This is a genomic window from Segetibacter sp. (assembly GCF_025963695.1).
Taxonomy (GTDB): domain Bacteria; phylum Bacteroidota; class Bacteroidia; order Chitinophagales; family Chitinophagaceae; genus Segetibacter.
Genome location: NZ_JAOQAH010000111.1, coordinates 43,223 through 64,239 on the forward strand (window position 1 = coordinate 43,223; position 21,017 = coordinate 64,239).

At 40.5% G+C, this 21,017-nt stretch carries 16 protein-coding genes; 10 read left to right on the forward strand and 6 right to left on the reverse strand.

Annotated elements, in window-relative coordinates:
• Nucleotides 1-15: 15 nt before the first annotated feature.
• The 4 genes from gldA to JWR87_RS19255 form a co-directional block, all read right to left on the reverse strand.
• Nucleotides 16-930, reverse strand: a complete 915-nt coding sequence (gldA, locus tag JWR87_RS19240; RefSeq protein WP_297823335.1) for a gliding motility-associated ABC transporter ATP-binding subunit GldA — start codon at nt 928-930, stop codon at nt 16-18.
• Between the two features lie 53 nt (nt 931-983).
• Complete coding sequence (locus JWR87_RS19245) at nt 984-1,271, reverse strand: hypothetical protein (RefSeq protein WP_297823337.1); 288 nt, start codon at nt 1,269-1,271, stop codon at nt 984-986.
• A 238-nt stretch (nt 1,272-1,509) separates the two neighbouring features.
• Nucleotides 1,510-1,728, reverse strand: a complete 219-nt coding sequence (locus tag JWR87_RS19250) for a DUF6814 family protein (protein ID WP_297823339.1) — start codon at nt 1,726-1,728, stop codon at nt 1,510-1,512.
• 19 nt (nt 1,729-1,747) lie between these two features.
• Nucleotides 1,748-3,319 (reverse strand): MFS transporter, encoded by a 1,572-nt coding sequence (locus tag JWR87_RS19255; protein ID WP_297823341.1) that lies wholly within the window; start codon nt 3,317-3,319, stop codon nt 1,748-1,750.
• Between the two features lie 391 nt (nt 3,320-3,710).
• Here JWR87_RS19255 and JWR87_RS19260 point away from each other — a divergent pair, with 391 nt between their 5' ends.
• The 3 genes from JWR87_RS19260 to JWR87_RS19270 all read left to right on the forward strand — a co-directional run bounded on the left by JWR87_RS19260 (nt 3,711) and on the right by JWR87_RS19270 (nt 7,445).
• On the forward strand, nt 3,711-3,845 hold the full coding sequence (locus JWR87_RS19260) for a hypothetical protein (protein WP_297823343.1): 135 nt from the start codon (nt 3,711-3,713) through the stop codon (nt 3,843-3,845).
• A 408-nt stretch (nt 3,846-4,253) separates the two neighbouring features.
• Entirely contained in the window at nt 4,254-6,176 is a 1,923-nt protein-coding gene (gene acs / locus JWR87_RS19265; protein ID WP_297823345.1) for an acetate--CoA ligase, read from the forward strand.
• 240 nt (nt 6,177-6,416) lie between these two features.
• The gene (locus tag JWR87_RS19270) at nt 6,417-7,445 is read left to right on the forward strand and encodes a lysylphosphatidylglycerol synthase transmembrane domain-containing protein (protein WP_297823347.1); all 1,029 of its coding nucleotides are present in this window, start codon (nt 6,417-6,419) and stop codon (nt 7,443-7,445) included.
• 174 nt (nt 7,446-7,619) lie between these two features.
• Here JWR87_RS19270 and JWR87_RS19275 read toward each other — a convergent pair whose 3' ends face one another.
• Complete coding sequence (locus JWR87_RS19275; protein ID WP_297823349.1) at nt 7,620-10,250, reverse strand: PKD domain-containing protein; 2,631 nt, start codon at nt 10,248-10,250, stop codon at nt 7,620-7,622.
• A gap of 244 nt (nt 10,251-10,494) precedes the next feature.
• Nucleotides 10,495-11,295, reverse strand: coding sequence for an alpha/beta hydrolase (locus JWR87_RS19280; RefSeq protein ID WP_297823352.1), 801 nt, complete (start codon nt 11,293-11,295; stop codon nt 10,495-10,497).
• Nucleotides 11,296-11,680: 385 nt separating this feature from the next.
• Between JWR87_RS19280 and JWR87_RS19285 the strand changes: the two genes are divergently transcribed.
• The 7 genes from JWR87_RS19285 to JWR87_RS19315 all read left to right on the forward strand — a co-directional run bounded on the left by JWR87_RS19285 (nt 11,681) and on the right by JWR87_RS19315 (nt 20,950).
• Nucleotides 11,681-13,396 carry an IlvD/Edd family dehydratase gene (locus JWR87_RS19285; RefSeq protein WP_297823354.1) on the forward strand — a complete coding sequence of 572 codons (1,716 nt, stop codon included), beginning with the start codon at nt 11,681-11,683 and terminating at the stop codon, nt 13,394-13,396.
• 112 nt (nt 13,397-13,508) lie between these two features.
• Entirely contained in the window at nt 13,509-14,264 is a 756-nt protein-coding gene (locus JWR87_RS19290) for an SDR family oxidoreductase (protein ID WP_297823356.1), read from the forward strand.
• Between the two features lie 585 nt (nt 14,265-14,849).
• A complete protein-coding gene (locus JWR87_RS19295; protein WP_297823358.1) occupies nt 14,850-17,984 on the forward strand; it encodes a TonB-dependent receptor in 3,135 nt (1,044 codons plus the stop codon).
• A 25-nt stretch (nt 17,985-18,009) separates the two neighbouring features.
• On the forward strand, nt 18,010-19,596 hold the full coding sequence (locus JWR87_RS19300) for a RagB/SusD family nutrient uptake outer membrane protein (RefSeq protein ID WP_297823360.1): 1,587 nt from the start codon (nt 18,010-18,012) through the stop codon (nt 19,594-19,596).
• A 226-nt stretch (nt 19,597-19,822) separates the two neighbouring features.
• A complete protein-coding gene (locus JWR87_RS19305) occupies nt 19,823-20,446 on the forward strand; it encodes a DUF1080 domain-containing protein (protein ID WP_297823362.1) in 624 nt (207 codons plus the stop codon).
• Between the two features lie 19 nt (nt 20,447-20,465).
• On the forward strand, nt 20,466-20,621 hold the full coding sequence (locus JWR87_RS19310) for a hypothetical protein (protein ID WP_297823364.1): 156 nt from the start codon (nt 20,466-20,468) through the stop codon (nt 20,619-20,621).
• A 119-nt stretch (nt 20,622-20,740) separates the two neighbouring features.
• Nucleotides 20,741-20,950 (forward strand): hypothetical protein, encoded by a 210-nt coding sequence (locus tag JWR87_RS19315; protein WP_297823366.1) that lies wholly within the window; start codon nt 20,741-20,743, stop codon nt 20,948-20,950.
• The last annotated feature ends 67 nt before the right edge of the window (nt 20,951-21,017 follow it).

Sequence of the window (21,017 nt, forward strand, 5' to 3'; positions counted from 1 at the left end):
GCACTCTTGTACTGTTTATTCTTTATTTGACCTGGTAAGCGAACGAAAAATTTCTTCAAGGCTTCCGCCTTCGGTTTGCAAAGAAACGATATTAAGATTATGTTGCAAACTCAGTTCCAGTAATTGCTTTTTTACCTCATTAGTGTCCGTCCCCAAAATTTTCCATGTAAAAGTATCAACCTTATTTACAGAGCTAACGCCAGGTAATCTTTTAAGCCATTCAGCTTCTAACGGCTCTTTAAATGAAACTCTCACCTGGTCGTTGTTTCCTTTCTGGTACAGGTTTGCAAGTTTGTCATCCGCTACCAGCACTCCTTTATTAATAATGATTACCCTGTCGCAAATAGCTTCTACTTCCTGCAAAATATGCGACGAGAACAGAACCGTCTTGTTACGGCCCTGCTCCTTTATTACATTTCGAATTTCTATAATCTGGTTTGGGTCAAGCCCGCTCGTTGGTTCATCCAGTATCAGCACCTCCGGATCATGAATAAGGGCGGCTGCAAGGCCGGTTCTTTGCTTATAGCCTTTTGATAACTGGCTTATTTTTTTTCTTTGTTCTATACCCAGGCCGGTAAGTTCAATTACTTCCTTTACCCGTTGGTTCTTATTTTTAATTTGATGAACTCCTGCTGTAAATTCCAGGTACTCTTTAATATACATATCGTAGTACAAAGGATTGGCTTCAGGTAGGTAACCAATCCTCTTCTTTGCAGCAATAGGATCTGCAGATACATTTATGTTACTAACAGTGGCAATACCACTGTCGGGAGAAAGATAGCCGGTTATCATTTTCATCGTTGTCGATTTGCCTGCTCCATTCGGTCCAAGAAAACCAACAATCTCACCTTTTTGAACTGAAAATGTTATTTTGTCAACAGCTTTTTGTTCCCCATACATTTTCGTTAATTCACTTACTACAATAGACATTATTACTTTATTTCTGGTAGAAGTTATTCAGCTCCTTATCAGGCTAACTCATATTATCGTCCTAAAATTTTTGGAAGTAAAGTAGCCACAAGGATCACTAAAAGCATTCCATATAACATTAAAGTCACGATATTATGAAAACGCATTGTTGTTCTTCGTGGTCCAAAATCTTCCATTTCCTGTTCTTCCTCCCCATACCATTTGAATAATGCGTATAAAATACCATTAACTCCTTCAAGCGTTCCATGAAAGGAATATGACAAAACTATTTTTATAAAAGCGATGGCAGCAAATGCTAACCATAAAAGGGTGTAATATCGGGCTATCAGTTCTAGCAGCATCTTCTTGTGTGAGCAATCTCACGAGGAAGTTTTAAGTTGAATAATGTTCGCAAATTTACTGTTTATAATTCTATTTGATGTTTAGCGTCATTCTTAAAACTGTTTTTGAACTTTAAATAATATGTAAAGTAAGTCAGGGTGCAAGTAGTAGTGCCAAAGCATTTTAGTGTATACAAAAGGCATACAATTAGTAAGAGATAAAGACTCGTTTTGCAATTCATTTCGATCTAACCCGGCTTTACTGATCGTATTCTCCCTGCAAGGCATACTTCCCAAAAATAAGAAGGCCACCTACTATTATCGGGGTTAGAATAAAAGCATAAATTATTGCTGGAATTAAGTCTTCGCTTTTGTCACTGTAAAATTTTGGTATTGCCTGGTTAATTATCAAATAATAGCCACCCGCAAGTCCCACCAATATCCATAATATTCCAAGTATTCTTCTAAGCTTATTCATTTTTTATTCTTTGTAAAGTTTAATCTTCCCTTTTTCCTTTTCCATGTATGTATAGTGCTCCTATAACAAAACAAATAGCGGCAATTATAATGGGATACCAAAGTCCCTCAAGAAAAGGTTTGTCGTAAGGTAATGTAGTTCCAGCTTTTGCTGCCGCCTCATTTGCCTGAGTGGCTCTAAGGGCAAGAAAGGTGGCAATGGCTGGCAGTAATCCTCCAAAAATTCCATTTCCAATATGGTAGGGAAGAGACATTGAGGTGTACCGGATCTTTACAGGAAACATTTCGACCAGAAAAGCAGCTATCGGCCCATATACCATGGTTACAAATATTACCTGCACAAATACAAGTAGTACCAATAACCAAAAACTATCCGAATTAACTTCAACTGCCTTAGTTGTTTTTATATCTGTCGCAGGAACCACTTCCGATACACCTGCAAAAATTGTTTCTTTCCTGGTTTCTTTTTGTTTTGTTCCGTCTGTATAAACTTTCGTTGTAACCGTTGTTTTTAAAGTCTGCCCACTTTTAGTTGCATCGGGCTCCTCAGTTGATTCAATTCTTTGCAGGGAGGCATTTTCCTGTTTGTCTGTTAAGCTAGCGGCGTCGTACATTGCTGAATAAATAGGTCGGTAACTAAAAATTGCTATCAACATTCCCACAAGCATTATCCATTTTCTGCCAATCTTGTCCGATAAAGCACCAAACACTAAAAAGAAGGGTGTGCCTAAACCCAACCCCCACATCATTATTTTACTAGCCTGCGAAATATCTATACTTAACGTGTTCTGAATAAAACTAAGGGCATAAAACTGTCCTGTATACCATACAACGCCCTGCCCCATTGTAGCTCCAAACAACGCCAGTAAAACAAATTTGAAATTCATTTTATTTCCAAAGCTCTCTTTTAACGGATTCGTGGAAGTTTTGCCTTCTGCTTTTGCTTTCGCAAAAACGGGCGATTCCTGCATTTTCATTCTGATCAATACAGAAACGGCTACCATTAATATAGAGATCCAAAAAGGTATTCTCCATCCCCAGTTATTAAAAGCGGTGTCATCCATCGAGCTTTTTGTGATAATAATTACAAAAAGCGAAATGAATAAACCAAGGGTTGCCGTTGTCTGAATCCAGGAGGTATAAAAGCCTCTTTGATTGACCGGAGAATGTTCGGCCACATAAGTAGCTGCACCACCATATTCTCCGCCTAAAGCGAGGCCTTGTAACAGGCGAAGTAGTAAGACAAGGACGGGAGCTAAAAAGCCAATGGTTTCATAAGCAGGTACACAGCCAATTAAAAAGGTGGAAAGCCCCATGATGACAAGGGTTACAAGGAAAGTATATTTTCTGCCAATAAGATCGCCAAGTCTGCCAAAAAAAAGCGCACCAAAAGGACGTACAACAAAGCCGGCCGCAAACGTTGCTAAGGTGCTAAGCAAGGCAGCGGTGGGGTTAGTGGATGGGAAGAATTTGGTTGAAATAATTGTAGCAAGGCTTCCAAAAATGTAAAAGTCATACCACTCTATTAGTGTTCCTAATGAAGATGCCGCAATGATAGAAACAAGCCCTTTTTTTTCGTTGTTGTTAGTCATGGTTATTTTCGCAAAGCATAAATATAGGAGTTTGTTTAAAAAATAGAAGTTTTAAAGTGGTCAGCTGTAATAAGACAATACTAAGAAAATAGTAAATGTTTTTTAAGACGGTTGATACAAACATTTGATATACTACTATGGGGCAACCTAACTTTCTTTTGATTTTTAAAACTATCTACAACCTTCGGCAGCTTTCCTTTAATCATTAGGTTTAAATCCTTTCTAAAACCTTACAATGATAAGTAATACCCTTTTTACCTTCCACATTGCCGGTATTCTTAAACACTCCAATTAAGCCCTTACCCAATTTAAAGCCGGTGAGAGAGAAGAATTTTATACCTCAATAGTAGTCAGAGAGAGTAAGGTAAATAGTACACAATTATTTGTAAGAATGCTGATACAGCGTTACCAATATCCTATAGAAATAATCGCTCTTGAGGTGGCTGCAAGTTTTGACATCGCAACTCAACTTATTGTCGACGCTTACCGGGCAAGTATGATATGGCTAATTAATAAGTGGGTATAGCGACCTTGTACCTCCAATTAAAGCTGTGTACGAAATTTTTCTTCAAAAAGAGTATCTGTTGCTTTCCGCTCTAAAAGGCATAGTGATACTGTAGCAATAGTCGCAAAAGGATCTTTAATTGTGGGAAGAAAAAAGTTAATTGATAGTCAATTGAAGGCAAGTATACAAAAAGCTTCGGATGGCTATATTTTAAATAAACCGATTGAATGGAATAGTTGATGCACTTCGAAAAGTTGTATCGTTGCTCTTTATTCAAACCGTCAAAAGGAGCGTCGCAACGGTGTTGCTATGGAAACTAAAAGCCGACCAACTAAAAACAGGCGGCTAGTTCTTCAGTTGTATATTATGTTTGCTCGTAAAATTCTCTTTTCATACGTTTGCTAAAGTCTCTCATTTATAATTATTGTTATGTCATATCCCCACCAGATTACCAGCTTAGACGAGTATAAAAGCCACTATAAAAAAAGTATTGAAGATCCCGAAGGTTTTTGGGCCGATGTGGCGCAGCATTTTACCTGGAAAAAAAAATGGGACAGTGTGCTGAATTGGAATTTTACAGAACCTAAGATTGAATGGTTTAAAGGTGCAAAATTAAATATCACAGAAAATTGTTTAGACAGACACCTGGAAACAAAGGGCGATCAGCCGGCATTGTTGTGGGAGGCTAATGATCCTGAGGAGCATCACAGGGTTTTAACTTATAAACGCTTGTATGAGAAAGTGTGCATGTTTGCGCACGTCTTAAAAAACAATGGAGTTAAGAAAGGGGATCGCGTGTGCATATACATGGGAATGATACCTGAACTGCCAATTGCTGTTTTAGCCTGTGCGCGGATAGGGGCAATACACAGTGTGATATTTGGAGGATTTAGCGCGCAAAGTATTGCAGACAGGCTAATAGACGCCCAAGCTGAATATATTATTACCTGCGACGGAGCTTATAGAGGGGCAAAAGATATTACGCTGAAAGGTGTTATCGACGATGCATTAATTGGAATTCGATTTGTGAAAAAGGTGATTGTGTATACCCGCACACACACGCCGGTAAGTATGATTAAAGGAAGAGATGTATGGTGGGACGACGAGATTAAAAAAGTGGAAACTTTAGGGCTTCATGATTTTGAGCCGGAAGTAATGGATGCTGAAGACCCTCTTTTTATTTTGTACACGTCGGGTAGTACAGGTAAACCTAAAGGGGTCGTTCACACATGTGGCGGATATATGGTGTATACAAATTATTCTTTTATAAACGTTTTCCAATATCGGCCGCGTGAAGTTCATTTTTGTACTGCAGATATAGGATGGATAACCGGCCACAGCTATATTATATACGGCCCTTTAAGTGCCGGCGCCAGTTCGCTAATGTTTGAGGGCATTCCAACGTTTCCTGATGCAAGCAGGTTTTGGAAAATAGTTGACAAGTTTAAGGTAAACATTTTGTACACCGCCCCAACGGCGCTGCGAAGCTTAATGAGTTACGGAGACACGCCTTTGCAAGACGCGGATTTAAGTAGCCTGAGGGTTTTAGGAACAGTGGGAGAGCCAATAAATGAGGAAGCATGGCATTGGTACGACGAGAAGATTGGCAGAGGGAAATGCCCTATTGTTGATACCTGGTGGCAAACAGAAAACGGGGGTATATTAATATCAAATATTGCAGGCATTACTCCTGCACGGGCAAGTTGGGCAACACTGCCACTGCCCGGAATACAGCCTATATTGGTAGACGAAAAAGGAGAGGAAATAGTACATAAAGAGGGAGAAGCAGCATCAGGAAACCTTTGTATAAAATTTCCGTGGCCAGGTATTTTGCGTACAACGTACAATGATCACGAACGTTGTCGGCAAGCCTATTTTTCTGCCTATCCTGGTTTGTATTTTACCGGAGACGGCGCTTTACGTGATGCGGAAGGGTTTTATAGAATAACAGGCAGGGTAGATGATGTATTAAATGTAAGTGGACATAGAATTGGAACGGCAGAGGTAGAGAACGCCATCAATATGCACGCTGGTGTAATAGAAAGTGCAGTAGTTGGTTATTCGCATGATATAAAAGGGCAAGGTATTTATGCCTTCGTAATTTATAATGGTCGCGAGGATAGTGATGAACGCAATAGGAAAGATATTCTGGCTACGGTTACCCGTATTATCGGCGCTATTGCAAAGCCAGACAAAATTCAGTTTGTAACCGGCTTACCTAAGACCCGGAGTGGAAAGATAATGCGCCGGATATTGAGAAAGATAGCAGAGGGTGAAATGAGTAATTTAGGTGACACTTCAACGTTGTTAGATCCAGCCGTGGTTGAAGATATTAAGAGTGGTAAATTATAAGAAGAAATGATGTTTCCTGTTTCTTTACGTTGCCACAGGCAAATACGGTAAAACCAAAAAGCCGAAATCTTGTACGTTGTATAGGATACCGGAAATGTTGAAAACAGGAGTTAAAAAGCCTTGGAGTGCAAGGTGTAATATTGCCTTTACCGGCGGGCTTAATTAGATGAACATAACCCAGCAGGCAAAACTTTACTGTTGTTACTCATCATCGGCTTCTATTTAGAAAATGTAATGAGGATGAAAAAAATACCAGAACCCAGTGCTCCTCATAAAATCAAAGCGTTTTTTCGCAAAGCCGGTTGGAAAGAATTTCTTGCAATTGTTTTTATAATAATTGCCTGTTACTTTTTTTGGAAACAAAGGGGAGAGCTACAGTCTTTAGGAACTTCGTTGCTCAATACCAATCCATTTTGGTTATGGCTGGGAATTGCAGGTACAGTTGTCTATATCCTGTCCCAGGCAGGTATGTATGTATACAGTTTCAGGGCTATCGGCGGGCATATTTCTTTGCTCCATGCGATCGAATTATATTTAAAACGGAATGTTATTGCCGTATTTCTACCAGCAGGTGGTATTACGGCTTTGGCCTATTTACCTTCAAATATCCGCAACAGTCAAAACGATGTTCAGCAAGTGCACCATGCTTCAGTGGTGTACGGGTTTATTGGTATTTTTTCGGTTTTCATCGTGGCTGTTCCCGTTCTTTTTTATCTGTGGATTCAAGATGCAACTGTTCCGGGAACAGGGGCGGCTTTTATATCGGTTTTGGTTATTTTAATTGTAATGGTTTTATTGGTCACATCCATTCAAACTAAAGGTTCTTTATATAAATGGGTTATAAAAGAACGACCTAAGATAGAGAAGTTTCTTACCGACACTTTTTCCTTTACACTTTCAATGAAACAATTTTGGATAGCTACATTAGTTTCTGTTCTTATTGAAGTAGTAGGTATCGTTCATCTGTATATTTCTATACTTGGTTCGGGTGTTCATGCCTCTTTAACAGCATCTATTATTGGTTATATTGTAGCTGCTATTTTCCTCATCATTTCTCCTTTTCTTCGTGGAATGGGCGCCATAGAGTTGTCTCTTACTTTCATTCTGCAGAAATATAACTATCCAACAGTTATTGCTGTTCAATCCATGTTGCTCTTTCGCTTTTACGAATTCTGGCTACCGCTTTTCATTGGCCTTTTATTATATGCCTCCAAGGCTCGCCATTTATTTATCCAATCTAACAACAAGATTATTTTTAAGGAAAAGTAATTGCAGTTTAATTCAGCTTTTTAGCACACCGTTTATTGCTGAGATGTTGTGACATGAGAAAGATTTTGTTGCAGCCAGCTTGTAAATACGCCTCGCCTTATGTTGCGTCGCACTCTTTTTACTTTGTATGGCCATTCAGCCCCCACTTCATTTGTCTGAAGCTACTGCACCTCCTTACCTGATCAGTACAACTGTTCCTTTTTTAATCACTGATTTTCCAAGGTAGTCCGTTCCCTCAGCAGTGAATACGTAAGTTCCTGGCGCCTGCTCTTTACCACCTAACGTTCCATCCCATCCGGGGCCAACAACAGCAGAACTGTAAACTAGCTGGCCCCAGCGGTTGTACACTTTAAAGGAGCCCGTGGCTTTCATTCCTACGGCAATAGGCTTTAGAAAATCATTTCTACCATCATGATTGGGAGTAAATGCAGTAGGCACAAAAATGTCGGGTCCTGTTTTAAATAACTTTACTTTTAACTCATCTTCTTCAATACATCCTTCCGGTACACCCACCCTTACTTTATAAGTTATAGAATCGTACGACGCACTTAAAAAAACAACAGGATTTGCTATAGATGGATTGTTCATCCCAATTGAAGGACTCCACGAATAAACAGTACCGCCACTTGCATTTAGCTGTAAAGGCTGGTTGGCAAGAATAATGGTATCATTACCTGCAAACGCATTTACTTTCGGTACTACTTTAATGGTAACAGTATCATACACAGGCCTGCCGCAACCCGCCGTATCTGTAACTGTAAGAAGGTACGTAGTAGTTTGGGTAGGCTTTGCTATTGGGGTTAGTGTAGTTGCATTAGTAAGTGAATTAGAGGGTGACCAATTAAAAGATGAGCCGGTAATGTTAGCCGCTAACGGTGCGTCTTTCCCAAAACAAATTGTAGCATCGGCTCCTGCATTTGCTGCCGGGTAAGGAACGACAGTTATTTTGACTGAATCTTTGGCCTGGCAATTTCCGAGATTGGCCGTTATAACATAAGTTGTAGTTGCAGCGGGTTTTGCTACTACGTTCCTACTAGTGGCAATACCTGATATTCCTGATGTTGGTGACCACTGATATTGCAAAGCCTCGCTTACAGAATTCAACCTAACAGTGTCATTACTGCAGATACTGGTATCGTTACCTGCTTTGACGCTAAGAAAATTAAGCACATTCACCCTAACTGTATCCGTAGCAACGCATCCATTTTCTGTTAACGTAACTGTATACGTTGTAGGGTTTTTGGGGTAAACCAGGGGGTTAGCCGTATTTGCATTAAGAATATTATTTGCAGGTTTCCATGCAAAAGCGCCTGTTCCCTCAGCTTTTAATTGCAGGGTATCAATACTGCAGATCAATGTGTCTTTAAATGAAAGAGCCAGGTAAGGTTTGTTTAAAACAGTTACAGTTTTAGTAATACTTTCGGTGCAACCTTTGCTGCTGGTTACGATGAGTGAAACATTCCTCCTTCCTGTATCAGCATATTTGTAAGTTGGGTTTTTTAAAGCAGAGGAATCAGCCAAAGTTAATAAATTGCCAAAATTCCAGCTCCAGCTATTAATAACTCCATAGTTTGCCGTGCTTTTGTCTTTAAACTCAAATGGTGCCTCAAAGCAACTTCCTGTTATGTCAAAATCAGGTTTAAAACCTGGATAAACGCCTAATGTTGTCATCCCTGTATCTACGCATCCAGCCTCAGCTCTCACTATAAGCCGTACCTTATATAAGCCGGTATCTGGAAACGTAAAAACAGGCTGTGCCAGCGAAGAGGTATCAGTAGTGCTACCGGGTACTCCAAAATCCCACGAATAGCCCCGTATACCTGCAGACAAGCTATTATTACTAAAAGTCACTTTAAAATCTTTGCAATATGCGCCGCTGAATGGAATAGGTTCTGCTGCTGTATAATCACAATTACCCACCTGTAAAATAAAATCTTTACGGTGTTCATTAATTGCCACACCGTTTCTCCATTCAGTAACACAAACGTTTATTACATACCTTCCCGCTGATGGTGCAATGCCGGTTATTTTACCTGTTTGTGAATTAATTTTTACCCCTGCTCCCAATGGATTTTGGCCGTTAAAAGTGGATCCATAAGGTAACGGGCTTAGTGAGAGACTTGATGGAACCCCGCCCGGTGAAGTGCCGGGGTTAGGATTGTTAGAACTACCGCCCGAGTAGGCATCGCAAAACGAATATGTGAGCAAGTCACTATCTGGATCGGATGCACCAAAGTCAAGAACAAAACTTTTATTCTGGCATACCAAAGCTGTGTCTTTTATTGCAAATTGAGGGCTACTGTTATTTCCTGAAGACAGTAAAGCGGTACCCGGTATTTTTGTTACAAACGTGCCTCCAATTCCGGCACCTACCACGTTCCCGATATCTTCAATCCGGCAGCAACGTATCCACGACAGTGTAAAGCCACCGGGTGTAGATGGCAGGTCGATGGTTCCGGTAAAAATGCCAATTTGAAAACACACTTCTGGTGCGTTTAGGAGGCAGGGAATTGCTTTAGTATTCAGCTCTATTACCGGCGCCGGTGATTGAAGCGCCAGGTCGAGTTTTGTAAACAAGGAAAGTTCGTTTGATCGGTAAATTCCTATCACAACCCTTTCCGTCGCCAGTGTTTGCCCTACAGAGTGGCAATCTCTAAAAAGCCGCATCGTTACTTTATACTTGTTTGTATTTGCACCGTTGCCAGGGCCGAGGTATTCATAAAACAATTCACCACCAGCAATGTGACTGGCAAAAGTTTGCAAAAATGAAAAGAGTGTAATTATAAGTATCGAAATTTTCTTCATGTCAGCTTTATCCTAATCAAAACAGAACAGCAGGTCGATAAAAAATGCTGCATGGTTAGGCAAGTGAAAGTACGAAAGGTTCAGCTATTTAATCTATGTGGCGTAGTCATAATAGTGTGTTAATAGATAGAGCAAAAAAGGCGGAAGGAGTTTGGTGAGGTCGTTAGTTATTGAAGTGCCGGCAACCTTTTTAAATGGCAATTCTACTTTTTTAAATAAAAAATGTCACTAATCTTTTGTCAGACTAAAAAGGATGTTCAATAAATTCAATTAAGTACTTGTTTAATTCTGAAGGTTTCTCCCACATACTCATATGACCTACGTTCTGCATAATATGCACATATGAAATTTTAGGAAGATGCACTTGTTTTAATAAATCTTCTAAAGGAGCTGCAACATCTTCCGACCCTATTATGAATAATACAGGAACATTCGCTTTTTCAAGAATGCTTGTTCGGTCTGGCCGGCTGATCATGGCCGCATAATATTGAACGAGTGCTTCCTTTGAAAACTTTCTTCCTTGCTCTATTAAATTTGAAACTCTTTGAGGTTGTTCTCTTTTATATACTTCAGAAAAAAGGTTTGGAGTGCTGTTTTTTAGAAAAGGGTATACTCCATATTCTTCCATCAGCTTAATCGCTTTTCTTCTCGTATTCTTTTTTTCTTCGTTATCTGCAAAGGCTGTTGAATGAACGAAGCCAAATGCAGTTAATTTTTCCGGAAATAATTCTGCAAAAGCAAGCGTAATGTAACCGCCCATACTATGCCCGAGTAAAATGCATTGGTTAATATTCTCCTGTTCTAATAATGTTTTTACAACCCTGGCGTAGTCTTCTATACCAACATTTTCTTTTGCCAGTAATTGCGATCTGCCGCTACCTGGGATGTCGGGAACAATGAGTAAACAGTGATGTTGAAGAAATGAAACCTGCTGATCCCATATAGAGCTATCTTCTGCAAAACCGTGTAACAACACAACGGGTTTTCCATTTCCATATACCTGGTAAAAAATCTCTGATCCTTTATATTGAAATTGCTTTTCCATGTTTTGTAATTGAGTTTTTCCTGAGTCAGGTAAAGGGCTAAAAATTATACCTTTTATATGTATCTGAATTTTTTTGTCTTTTTCAAGAGCGCAAATTTTCGCCAGGCGTGATTATAAAAGTATAAGTTTAAGCGTTTATTATTAGGTTTTGTGGAGATGTAAAATTGAAACTGCTGTTGATAATGGCGGTGCAGATAAAGTGCTTGCGACGCAACAATGTTGCCACATAATACTAATGCTGGTATCTATATTAATCGTTGTCAGAAACGCTTTCATATACAATGATAAAATTTCCTTTTGTTGTCCGATTTTAAAAATTCACATTACTTTCATTCTTTGTAATATCTTGAAGTCTTTAACTATTTGCAGCCATAATTAAAACTAAATGAAAGAAGTAAATCTTAGAAGCAGACAGTGGTTTGGCCGTAAAGGCAAGGATGGTTTTGTGTACCGCGCCTGGATGAAAAACCAGGGTATTCCTGATTATGAATTTGATGGTAAACCGGTTATAGGGATCTGTAATACCTGGTCTGAACTAACGCCGTGCAACGCACATTTTCGTGAATTGGCAGAGTCTGTAAAACGAGGTATTTACCAGGCTGGTGGTTTTCCTGTAGAATTTCCTGTGATGTCTTTGGGCGAAACTTTGATGAAGCCAACCGCAATGCTTTATAGAAACCTCGCCAGCATGGATGTAGAAGAATCGATAAGGGCAAACCCTTTGGATGGAGTGGTGTTACTCTGCGGTTGCGATAAAACTACCCCTTCGTTGGTGATGGGTGCATGCAGTGTAGACATTCCAACGATTGTCGTTTCCGGAGGTGCAATGCTTACGGGCAGGCACAAAGGAACATCAATAGGTACAAGCGATTTGTGGCGCTACCAGGCTGCCATAAAAGAAGAGAAAATGAGCCAGGAAGAATTTGTAACGCTGGAAGGAAGTATGTGTCGCAGCCGGGGGCACTGCGCGGTGATGGGCACAGCTTCTACAATGGCTTGTATGGTTGAAGCGCTTGGACTTTCGCTACCAAATAACGCTGCAATTCCCGCTGCTGATGCGCGACGGAAAGTACTGGCGCAATTATCGGGATTACGCATAGTAGAAATGGTAAAGCAAGACTTGAAACCGTCGGATATTTTGACCCGCAAGGCTTTTGAAAATGCAATTATTACCAATGCAGCCATTGGCGGATCTACCAATTTTGTGCTGCACTTGTTAGCCATCGCCGGTAGGGTTGGTGTTGATTTGACCTTGCAGGATATAGACACATTTTCTACCAAAATTCCACTTCTTGCCAATCTTCAACCTTCTGGTAATTTCTTTATGGAAGACTTTTACTACGCGGGTGGTTTGCAGGCGGTTTTAAAAGAACTCGCAGAACATTTAAATACCGACTGTATAACGGTAAACTCAAAAACAATTAAGGAGAATTTTGAACGGAGTGAGTTTGTAAACAGGGAGATTATTGCTTCTGTTGATGAGCCGTTTAATGCCATTTCAGGGATTGTTGTTTTAAATGGAAATCTGTGCGAAAATGGTGCTGTGATAAAACCTTCTGCCGCCTCATCACACCTTTTGCAGCATACAGGTAAAGCAGTTGTTTTTGAAGACATTGAAGATTATAAAGAAAGAATTGATAATGACGACTTAGAGGTTGATGAGGAATCGGTATTGGTGCTAAAAAATGTGGGTCCAAAGGGTTACCCGGGAATGCCAGAGGTAGGCAATATGGCTTTGCCGAAAAAGCTATTGTTGAAGGGTGTGACTGATATGGTTCGTATTTCTGATGGCAGAATGAGTGGGACCGGCTTTGGAACTGTAGTGTTGCATGTTTCTCCTGAAGCAGCCGTAGGGGGTAATTTTAGTGTTATAAGAAGCGGCGACCTCATTACCTTGGATCTTCCCAACAGGTCTTTGCATTTGCATGTATCGGACGAAGAGCTGTCAGAAAGAAAACAACAATGGAAAGCACCTGCATTGGCGAGCGAAAGGGGGTATGTTAGTTTGTATACTTCCACTGTACAGCAGGCACACCTGGGTGCTGATTTTGAATTTTTAAGAGGTAAATCGGGAAGTGAAATTACAAGGGATTCGCATTGATATTGTTGAGTGGTGGGTTGTATGTAGTGAATGAAAAAAGCTTTTTTGAGGCGCTACTTACCACTGACAACTCACCAATCGCAACTTACCACGATAACTATAATCAGAAACAATGTTTAACGAACAGGTTGCCATAATAACCGGTGCCGGACAGGGCATAGGTTTTGAAATCGCAAGACAACTGGCTTCACAAGGCGTGAAGGTGGCCTTAAATGACTTAGATGAACGGCTTGCAAATGAAGCTGCCGCAGCAATAAATCAATCAGGAGGACGATGTCTTTCAATACCTGGAGATGCCGCGGATGTGGCTTTCATAAAAGAGATGGTACAAAGAACTGCCAGTGAATTGGGGCAGGTTACCATTGCTATTGCCAATGCCGGCATTACGCTCTTCAACGAGTTTTTGGAGTACGAGCCCAAGTCTTTATATAAAGTGATGCAACTGAACCTTGGAGGAAGTTTTTTTCTTGCACAGGAAGTTGCCAAACAAATAAAAAGGCAACAATCGGGAGGTAGTATTTTATTTATGTCTTCTGTAACTGGTCATCAGGCACATAAAAACCTGGTTGCATATGGAATGACAAAAGCAGGGCTGGAGATGCTTGCCAAAGGCCTTGTGATAGAATTGTCGGAGTACGGAATTTCTGTAAACGCCATAGCTCCTGGGGCCACAGCTACCGAACGAACCCTGGGAGATGCCTCTTACACCGAAACCTGGTCCAGAATAACACCGATGGGACGACCAGCTACAGTAGAGGATATTGCCCGCGCAGCTGTTTTTTTAGTTTCGCCTTTCTCAAGACATATAACCGGGCAGACCTTAATCGTGGATGGAGGCTGGACCTCTGTTAGCCCTTCACCTTATTAGACGGCTACTTTTTTAAATCGAGTTAAGCTGGCTGCAGAAAAAAAGTTTTAGTTCTGGTACATAAAACAATCCCGGATCGTTGCAGCATTCTTATTTAAACCATTGTCTTTCCCTAAAGAGTAAAAAAGCAAATTGTTCATTAAAATGAAATGATTGAAGTAAGTTTTAAGAATCGATTTTTTTCTTTGTTATGGTAAATAATGTAAGGGGAAATAGAATTTTAAAAAAAGGTATTTTTCTATTATTTGCGTTTTTTCGTGTTAATATTTATTCTAACATTGCACCTTCTAATGATTTTTAATCTCCTTTTTGCCATACCAATAAATATGACTTCGGGCATTCATCCAACAATCGCCTCGACAACTTCAGGTTATTCTTCTCATAATATTTATTTTAAAAGTGATACCCGAAGAGAGCTTATTGAATGCTTGTTCTATAATAATTATCAAGTGTGGTAAAATAAAAAAATTAGTAAAAAATAATTACTGCTTGTTTAACATTTTAATCTTTCGTATGAAAACAAACATGAGGCCCTTGTCCTGTCGCAAAGAAAAAGGCGCTACACTTAGGACAACCAAAATTTCAATGTTTTTAAAATTGACGTTGCTGCTGCTGTTAAGCGGCACTTTACACCTTACCACTCATGCTTCCCCTCCCAGGGATGTACGTGGAAGAGTTATAAATACTGAAGGTACTCCCTTACAAGGCGTATCGGTAGTAATTGCCGGTACAAAAAAGGGAAGCACTACCAATACAGACGGCCGCTTTGTAATAGCGGTACCAGACGACAGGACGTCACTTGTGTTTTCAAGTGTAGGATTTGAAACACAAACCATTCCTGTTGCCGATCAAATCGAAATCAACGTCACTTTAACTGCGTCTTCTGCTGGCCTGGACCAGGTAGTAGTAGTGGGTTACGGTACGCGGAGGAAATCTGACCTGACAGGAGCTGTTGGCTCTGTAAGGGCTTCGCAATTGGCGGAGCGTCCAGCAGCATCCCTTAACCAGGCACTTGCAGGAAGAATAGCAGGTGTGCAGGTAAATACAAACTCCGGCCGTCCGGGTGGTAGAACCAATATAAGGGTTCGTGGTTTTAGTTCCATTAACTCTTCCAACAATCCTCTTTATGTTGTCGATGGTGTAATGCTTCCGCAATCCAATCAAACTCAGGCCAGCCAGGCAATAGATTTTATTAATCCAAATGATGTTGTTTCTGTTGAGGTATTAAAAGATGCATCATCTACAGCAATTTATGGCGCAAGAGGTGCAAATGGTGTAATCCTTATCACTACTAAACGTGGACGGGCGGGTGAAGGTAGAATTACTTACGATGCTGAATATTTTGTACCAACGGTAGGTCCCAATTTTCCTAAGGTACTTAACGCGAAAGAATTTTTAGCGGTGGAGGATATGGCTTATAAAAACATGGAGAAGTATGACCCTGCAGGTTGGGCAGCGGGCAGATATGTTGCGAGGAATCCGGCGTTAGCGCGTACCAATCCTCTACTATTTGATAGCAAGGGGCAACCCCTGTACGAGACAAACTGGTTGAAAGAAGCAACTCAGAATAAGTTAGGTATGAACCAGCAGATAGGGTTTTCTGGCGGTGATGAGAAAACCACCTATTCAATCTCTCTGGGCTATCGTAACGACCAGGGCCTTTTGTTAACTTCTTACCTAAAGCGTTATTCTGGTCGTTTCTCGTTTGACAGCCAAATTAAAAAGTGGATGAAAGTAGGCGGTACCCTTAGCTACAACAACCAGGAGGAGAATATCGTGGATCAGAGTGATGCTGTTCCAAGGCAAATTGTAGAAGATTTTCCTTTCTTGCCAGTACGTTATCCAAACGGAACTTTCGCTAATAATAGGGATTATCCAAACGCAGAAGGTTCTTTTAGTTCAGTGCATAGATTACTGGGAACAAGGTATATACTAAATACGCAAACCAGTTTAGGTAGCGTATACACAAATATTAATCTTGCACCAGGACTTGAAATGAGGACTTTACTGGGTTACAATGTGTTAACTCAGGGCAATAATGAATCTGTAACACGTACATTAAATATCGGCGGTGCAGGTAATGCAGCGGCAAGAAACCGGAGAGAAAATTTCTGGTCTTTGGAGAACTACTTGACCTACAACAAACGCTTTAAAGACATTCATTCTTTTACAGGCTTATTAGGAATCTCATGGCAGGAAACAACTGCCTTTAGTATGAGTAGTACCGTGAGTGGATTTGCTACTGACTATTTCCTTTACAACAACCTTGGGGCAGGAGCCACAAATCCACAAGTATCATCAGGTCGTTCAAGGTTCGCTTTTAACTCATACTTCGGCCGCATCAACTACGGGCTTAAAGACAAGTATCTAGCAACCATTACCGCCCGTATGGACGGATCATCTAAGTTTGGTGCTAATAACAAATATGCTTTGTTCCCATCTGCAGCATTAGCCTGGAGGGTGTCGGAGGAGGATTTCTTAAAGAATAGTTCAGTTATCTCAAATTTAAAGGTACGAACTAGTTATGGCCTGACTGGTAACTCTGAAATTCCCGCTTATTCTTCGCTCTCGCTTGTAAGTTCGACTTATGCAGCACTCTTCAACGAGGCAAGATTTGGTGGTACAGGTCTCAGTAGCTTGGCTAACCCTGATCTGAAATGGGAAAAGACGGCCCAGTACGATGCTGGAATTGAGGTAGGATTGTTCAACAACCGGATTTCACTGGAGGGTGATTTCTATTACCGTAAAACCACTGATATGCTTTTGGATGCTCCTGTTCCAAGAACTAGTGGATATGCTACAATTAGAAAGAACATAGGTTCAATGCAGAACAAGGGGATAGAACTTGCAATCAATACAGTAAACGTACAGGGGAAAGATTTTTCATGGAATACAACTTTTAACATTTCCATGAACCGCAACAAAATACTTTCTCTGGCTACACCAGCTGATATTTTTAATGTTGGTGGACCAAACTTCACCAACCCGACGAATATCATCCGGATAGGAGAACCAGCAGGTTCTTTCTGGGGTTTAACACGTTTGGGAATTTGGAGCGAAGCAGAAGTACAAGAGGCAGCTAAATTTGTTAGCTATAGAAATAACCTGACGATACGGCCAGGTGATATTAAGTATTTGGATGTAAATGGCGATAAGGTAATTAATGATGCTGACAGAACGATCATCGGTAATGGGAGTCCGAAAGCCTGGGGATCTTTATTGAATACATTTAAGTATAAAAACCTTGATTTCACTGTTGAGCTTCAATATTCATACGGAAATGATGTTCTGGATATGACTTTGCATTCAAGTGAGGACAGAGTATCCCTTGCTAACAGTTATGCAACGGTGCTGAATGCCTGGACACCACAGAACCAAAACACAATGATTGCAGAACTCCGCGATACAAGAGCCGGTTACGTAACCAATGTTGACACTCGTTGGATTAAGGATGGATCTTTTATCCGTGGAAGAAACGTTCTATTAGGATATAACCTGCCACTTTCTGCCGTAAGAAAAATGAAGCTTGAAAGGTTTAGGATATACGCTTCAGCTCAAAATTTATTCTTAATACGTCATAAAGAGCTGAACGGTGATCCTGAAGCTACTCCTACCGGAGGATATGCAGGAGATGGTAGCAACGTGTTTTCACAAGGTATGTTTTGGCACAGCTATCCTAAATCGACAATATTTATGGTTGGACTTAACGTTAGCCTATAATTAACTTATTTTAAAGAAATTAATAATGAAACTGAATACATTAAAAAAAACAGGTACTATTTTGTTTGCTGCCACACTAATAATTTCGTCGGGCTGCAACAAGTTTCTAGAAGAAAAGGACCCTTCAAGATTAACCCCTGAAAGTTTTTATACCATTCCTGACCATGCTGAAGCGGCTGTTGCTGCTATTTATGCAGACACACGAGCTCTATGGGGTGGTGCAGGTATTTTTTCCTCCAACTGGCAGTTGTTAGAAGCTCCTACCGGAACTTCTACCACAGAGACCGCCCAGAATTCAGACCTCAACAATTTGTATTCCTTATCCTGGGACGGAAATACAGGTCATATAGTTAACTACTGGAATGGGTTGTACAGGGTGATCGCCAATGCAAATCTTGCCATAGACAAGATCCCTGCGATAACGCCGATGGATGAGGCACAAAAAAAACGCAAATTAGGCGAAGCAAAATTTCTTCGCGCTTGGGCTTATTTTTATGCGGTGCGTTTATGGGGAGACGTGCCGTTGGTTACGAAACCAGTATTTAAGGAAGCTGATGAAGGTTTCTTTCCTGCAAGAGCTCCTCAGGAAGAGGTGTATAAATTAATAGTAGAAGATTTGGTAGCAGCTGAATCTGCTGGTTTGCCATGGATGGATGCCACCGGACGGGTTTCTATGGCTGCCGCAAAGGCGCAGTTGTCTAAAGTATACCTTACAATGGCAGGACAGCCACTTAATAAAGGGGCAGCTTATTATAAGCTTGCTGCAGATAAAGCAAAGGAGGTGATTGATTATGCAAATAGCAACCCAACTGTAATCAATCTTTTCCCTACCTATCTGGACCTTCACGATGTTAACAAAGAAGATATGTTGGAGCATCTTTTTGAGATCCAATACCAGATAACTGTTGCAAGCAATCCAATGGATAATTACTATCCGAACTTTAAAGCAGTTACAGTAAATGGTCAGGGTGGTACCGGAAGTTCTGTTCCTACTTTAGCGTTCTATAATTCTTACGAGCCTGGAGATTTGCGTGCAAAAGACCAGGAAGGATTCTTTTATACGACCTATTTCTTAAACGGAAATGGAGATCGTTTCTCTCTTGGCGCGCCTTATGTCTTCAAACACTTTAATATGGTCGCAAACGGCACCGTGGTTTCTACCCCAAATGGTCTTGTAGGTGTAAAAGGAACTGCTCAAAATAATCTTGATGTACCACAAATACGTTATGCTGAAGTGCTATTGATTTACGCAGAAGCACAGAATGAGGTAGGTGGACCAACACAGGATGCATATGACGCATTTAAAAGGATAAGAGACAGGGCAAAACTTACGACACCGGCTATGAGTACCTACAGCCAGGCTTCATTCAGAGAAGCTGTTTGGAGGGAGCGCTGGCATGAGCTGGCTTACGAAGGAATTACCTGGTTTGATATGGTTCGCTTAAGAAAGGTTTATAACGAAACCACCAATGGTTTTGATGAGTTTGTCGGACATATTAATAAAAGTTCGAATCAGCCGTTGCAGGCCAAACACTTGTTATTGCCTCTCCCAAGACAGGAAATGTTGAATAACCCAAATCTTAAAGTGCAGAATCCCGGTTATCCGCAATAATCATCGTTAAACCCGCTTGTACTGATAAATTCTTTTAAATAAGAAGCTTATTATAGGATAGCAAAATAAATGGCAAGCAAAACATGCTTGCCATTTATTTGCTGTCTAAATCAAGTTGTAGTATCAATGCGTTGTTTTATCAAAACATATTGGTGTCTCTTTAGGATTTAGTTCAAATTATTTTCAACATTTAATTAATAGCAAGTTTATGTTTCTAAAATATGTAATGTCAGCAGCTCTCTTAGGATTAGTTGGGTGTTCCGGCGCTGGTAAATCGGGGGGTGGAAAAGGTTGGATCAGCTTGTTTGATGGCAAATCTTTGGACGGCTGGAAGTTTAGTGAAAAGCCGGGAACATTTAAGATCGAGAATGGCAGTATTATGGTGGCAGGTGTAAGATCGCACTTGTATTATGATGGCTCCGTCATGAATCATGATTTTAAGAACTTTGAAGTGAAAGCCCAGGTCATGACAAAGGCAGGCTCCAATTCCGGGTTTTATTTTCATACTCAGTTTCAGGAGAGGGGATTTCCTGATAAGGGTTTTGAAGTGCAGGTAAACAATTCTCACACAGATTGGAAAAGAACGGCAAGTTTATATGATATAGTGGATGTACGAGAGGTTTATGTAAAAGACGATGAATGGTTTACATTGTACATTAAGGTTGATGGCAAGCATGTTACAACTAAAATAAACGATAAGACGGTTGTTGAATGGACAGAGCCTGAAGGTTTTACTCCTCCAGGAGGTCATTCAGGTCGGGTGATTTCCAAGGGTACTTTTGCTTTGCAAGGCCACGATCCTAAAAGTGTTGCCTATTTTAAAGATATTATGGTAAAGCCTTTACCATAATTTAGCGAACTAAAGCATTATGAAATCAATTATTCAAATTTCCCTTGATTTGATTAATATAGACGAAGCACTTGAAACTGCTGCAATGGCAATGCGTGCAGGTGTAGACTGGCTTGAAGCCACTACACCATTGGTCTCTGGCGGAGGTTTTACATGGTGTAAGGAAATTGCATGAAAGCTTTTCCCGGAGTTCCAATCGTTTCAAACCTGAAGACAGGGTACTTTCAGGGCAGAAAAGACCTGAACTATCCGTAGAAAAAGGTGTCGAACTAGCTGCAATGTATAGAGACTTGTTTGCCCTATGCTGCCGATTTTGGAATAACGCTTATTCTTGAAAATCAGATAGGCAAAGGATTAAACGATTATGATGCCATTTTCGCCGAATTAAAGCGGGTAGGTTTCAACGGATGGATTAGCATTGAAGACGGAGTGGATGGCATGGATCAACTGGAACGTAGTGTAACTTTCGTTAAACGAAAAGTTGCCGAATACTGGCCATCTTAAGAAATGTCTTCTGTAATACCGATCAACCATTAGCATCATCAATTGAACGCCTTTTCCAATACTTTAA